The organism is Bradyrhizobium sp. (assembly GCF_016462955.1).
GTDB lineage: Bacteria > Pseudomonadota > Alphaproteobacteria > Rhizobiales > Xanthobacteraceae > Bradyrhizobium.
On sequence record NZ_JAEMSD010000520.1, the window covers coordinates 1 to 3995 of the forward strand.

5 protein-coding genes are annotated in these 3995 nt (G+C 63.8%); 2 read left to right on the plus strand and 3 right to left on the minus strand.

The annotated features are described in order from the left end of the window. Nucleotides 1-294 (minus strand): hypothetical protein (locus tag JHD07_RS33290; RefSeq protein WP_291629854.1); only part of this gene is annotated, 294 nt, incomplete at its 3' end. Nucleotides 295-476: 182 nt separating this feature from the next. Here JHD07_RS33290 and JHD07_RS33295 point away from each other — a divergent pair. Further along, nucleotides 477-701 (plus strand): hypothetical protein, encoded by a 225-nt coding sequence (locus JHD07_RS33295; RefSeq protein ID WP_291629856.1) that lies wholly within the window; start codon nucleotides 477-479, stop codon nucleotides 699-701. A 280-nt stretch (nucleotides 702-981) separates the two neighbouring features. Here the strand turns inward: JHD07_RS33295 and JHD07_RS33300 are convergent, their stop codons facing one another. Next, nucleotides 982-1638, minus strand: coding sequence for a glutathione S-transferase family protein (locus tag JHD07_RS33300; RefSeq protein WP_291629857.1), 657 nt, complete (start codon nucleotides 1636-1638; stop codon nucleotides 982-984). 148 nt (nucleotides 1639-1786) lie between these two features. On the opposite strand from JHD07_RS33300, the gene phaZ reads away from it, so the two are divergent. Further along, nucleotides 1787-3010, plus strand: a complete 1224-nt coding sequence (gene phaZ, locus JHD07_RS33305; RefSeq protein WP_291629859.1) for a polyhydroxyalkanoate depolymerase — start codon at nucleotides 1787-1789, stop codon at nucleotides 3008-3010. Nucleotides 3011-3037: 27 nt separating this feature from the next. Here phaZ and JHD07_RS33310 read toward each other — a convergent pair. Beyond that, a partial coding sequence (locus tag JHD07_RS33310; RefSeq protein ID WP_291629861.1) for a mandelate racemase/muconate lactonizing enzyme family protein occupies nucleotides 3038-3995 on the minus strand: 958 nt, incomplete at its 5' end.

The following is a 3995-nucleotide window of genomic DNA, read 5'->3' on the forward strand; positions in this document are numbered from 1 at the left end:
CGCCTGCGCGGCCTGGAGATCAGCAAGCGTCTTCTGCAAGCCGGCGAGATTCGTTTTCAGCGCGTCGATCTGGCGATTGGCGGCATCCAGCTTCTGCTGATGATCGAGGGCAAGCTTGGTAATCGTCTTCTGCAGGAAGTCGACATTGCTCTGCAGACAACTGGTACGGCGCTCCATGGTCTTCTCGACCGTGCAGATCTCGATGCCGGGCACGTCCTGCGCGAGCACGGGCGGGACTGCCTGCGTCGCGAGCAGCAACATTGCGAAACAAATGCCGACATTTCGAAGCAGCATGAAGGTTCCTCGCCCGATGATCACGGCAATTTGCGCTTATTGTGCGTAGCTGCCTGAAGCTACCACACTCGTACCGCATTCTCGCGTTGAGCTTGCATCGTTCCCTGGGACGGGGAACGATGATCCGCGCGCGGAAGAAGTGGGCGCTCTTTCCGCGGCTTTGTTTAGGGGAGAATATTGGAATGGCAACGCGCGATAGACGTTTGGCGGAATTCGATGGCGCCGGAGAACCACCGCCGGGCCTGCCACTCGAAGTGCTGTGCGAGGACCACAGCGGGACTTATCAACTGCCGTTCGCCTGCCGCTACGTCGAGGGACGCTGGCAGAACAACGAGGCCGGCATTGCGGTCGAAGCAACCGTGATCGGCTGGCGCCTGCCGCGCGTGAAGCAGCGCGGGGCTGCCTGAAGGCGGCGTCAGTCTCAAAATGCGACGGCGCCGCGCTCCGCCTTAACCTTCGGAACGCGGCCTGAACGAATCACGTCCGAATCAGCCGAATCGCCTCGTACGCACCTGTTCACGGCTAGATCTCGCTGCGGTTCGGCCAGCGCGCACAACATCTGCGCAGCTCGCCGGATCGCAGGCGCCCGCCACTGGCGCAAAAGGTTAATTGTTGCAGAGGCATAGCGGCGCGGTCGGTGCGGGAGGACTTTAGCCGCCGAAACAGGCAGGGGCGCAAAGCACCTGCCTAATATTCGACCTCGAGCTCCTCGATCTCGGCCGGCTCTTCCTTCGCCGCCGCGATCCATTCCCGCATCTCGGGCATGGCCATGATGGTGTCGGCATAGGCCTTCAGGCCCGGCTCCAGCTTGACATCGTAGGTCACGAAGCGCGTCACCACCGGCGCGTACATCGCATCCGCCATGGTGCGCTGCGCGCCAAACAGGAAGGGGCCGCCCGATTTCTCCAGGCAGTCGCGCCAGATCAACCAGACGCGGTCGATGTCGGCCTGCGCCCGCGACCAGATCTTGAAGCCGGGAAAGTGTCCCTTCAGGTTGACCGGCAGCGAGGCGCGCAGGGTCGTGAAGCCGGAATGGATTTCGCCCGAGATCGAGCGGCAATGGGCGCGCTGGATGCGGTCTACAGGCAGCAGGCCGGCGTCCGGCATCACCTCGTTGAGATATTCGGCAATCGCCAGGGTATCCCAGACCACGGCGCCCTCGTGCCGCAGGCATGGCACCAGGATCGACGAAGACAGCAGCAGGATTTCGGCGCGCGCCGACGGATCGTCGGGCGCGGTGACGATCTCCTCGAAGTCGAGCCCGGAGAATTTGGTCAGCAGCCAGCCGCGCAGCGACCAGGACGAGTAGTTCTTGCTGCTGATGGTCAGTGTCGCCTTCGCCATATGACCCCTTCCCTGGTCCCGATCAGCACGGCGGCTCCCAGGAGGCCTGTGCTTTGCATGGCGGGAGCAGCAAGCGACGTGCCAATTCTGCGGCGGCCGATCTGGCGCCCTTATTGCATAGCAGCAACGGACGGGTGGGCATTTCAGTATGATGTCAATGTACTATCAGGCTTTTCAGAACCACATGGACCTGACGGCGCCATGGCGAGCGGGCGCTTCGTCCGCACTTAAATTTCTCAATCTGGTGCCCCAGGGCGTATCGGAGCAGGTCGTCGGCCGGCTGTCGGCCGCGCTGGAGCTGATCTCGCGCTCGACCCTCACCTATGACCGGCCGGCCTACGGCATCGGCAGCGTGATGGTGGGCAACCGCGAGGTCGCGGTCAGCGAGGAGATCGCCTACGCGACGCCGTTCGGCTCGCTGCTGCGCTTCAAGAAAGAGGGCGTCGGCGAGCAGCCGCGCATGCTGCTGGTGGCGCCGATGTCCGGCCACTTCGCGACGCTGCTGCGCGGCACCGTGAAGACGCTGCTGCAGGACCACGACGTCTACATCACCGACTGGCACAATCCGCGCGACATTCCGCGCAGCGAGGGCCGCTTCGGTCTCGACGACTACACCGAGCATCTGATCGACTTCCTGGGGCAACTCGGCCCGCGCCCGCACATGGTCGCGATCTGCCAACCCTCCGTCTCCGCACTCGCGGCCGCGGCGATCATGTGCGAGGACAACCATCCCTCGCGCCCGGCGACGCTGACGCTGATGGCAGGTCCCATCGACACGCGGATCCAGCCGACCAGGGTGAACGAATTCGCCAAGAGCAGGCCGATCGAATGGTTCGAGCAGAACCTCATCAACTACGTGCCGGTGCAGTGCCGCGGTGCCTTGCGAAAAGTCTATCCCGGCTTCGTGCAGCTCACCGCCTTCGTCTCGATGAACCTCGAGCGCCACATCAAGCAGCACATGGACCTCGCCAACCACATCGCCAAGGGCGAGAAGGACAAGGCCGCGACCATCAAGACGTTCTACGACGAATATTTCGCCGTGATGGACCTGCCGGCCGAGTTCTACATCGAGACCGTGCGCGACGTTTTCCAGGAGCACCTCTTGCCGCAGGGCAAGCTGATGCACCGCGGCCGCCCCGTGAACACCCGCGCCGTCAGCCGCATGGGCCTGATGACGGTCGAGGGCGAGAAGGACGACATCTGCTCGATCGGCCAGACGCTGGCGGCGCAAGACCTTTGCACCGGCGTGCGCGCCTATCGGCGCGTCCACCACATGCAGGCCGGCGTCGGCCATTACGGCGTCTTCAGCGGCCGCAAGTGGAATACCGAAATCTATCCGCTGCTGCGGGATTTCATCCACGTCAATGCGTGACGGCTTCGCCGGAGGGGCAGGCCCACGCTACTCCGCCAGCGCTTTCATCTCCCTGTAGAGATCGGATTTGCCCTCGAAGCCGATGCCCGGCAGGTCGGGCATGGTGATATGGCCGTTCTCGACCCGCACCCCATCCGGGAAGCCGCCGTAAGGCTGAAACAGATCTGGATAACTCTCGTTGCCGCCAAGGCCGAGACCTGCTGCGATGTTCAATGACATCTGATGCCCGCCATGCGGGATGCAGCGCGACGGCGACCAGCCATGGGTCTTCAGCACATCGAGCGTGCGCAGGTATTCGCAGAGCCCGTACGACAAGGCGCAGTCGAACTGCAGCCAGTCGCGATCCGGCCGCATGCCGCCGTAGCGAATGAGATTGCGCGCGTCCTGATGGCTGAACAGATTCTCGCCGGTGGCCATCGGGCCGGGATAGAATTCGGCGAGCGCCGCCTGCAGCTGGAAGTCGAGCGGATCGCCCACTTCTTCGTACCAGAACAGCGGATACTCGCGCAGCATCTTGGCGTAGGCGATGCCGGTCTCCAGATCGAAGCGGCCGTTGGCATCCACCGCAAGCTGCGCCTGATTGCCGATCTCTTTCAGCACCGCCTCGATGCGCTCCTGATCTTCCGCGATCGATGCACCGCCGATCTTCATCTTGACGACATTGTAGCCGCGATCGAGATAGCCGCGCATCTCGCCGCGTAGCGCCGACAGATCCTTGCCCGGATAGTAGTAGCCACCCGCCGCATAGACGAACACGCGCGGATCGGCCTTGCGATTGTGGCGCTCCGCCAGCAGGCGAAACAGCGGCTTGCCGGCGATCTTCGCTACTGCATCCCAGATCGCCATGTCGATGGTGCCGACCGCGACCGAACGCTCGCCGTGGCCGCCGGGCTTCTCGTTGGACATCAGCGCCGCCCACGCCCGGTCCGGATCGAGATTGCCGCCGGCCTCGTCGAGCAGCGTCCTGGGGTCGGCCTCCTTGAGG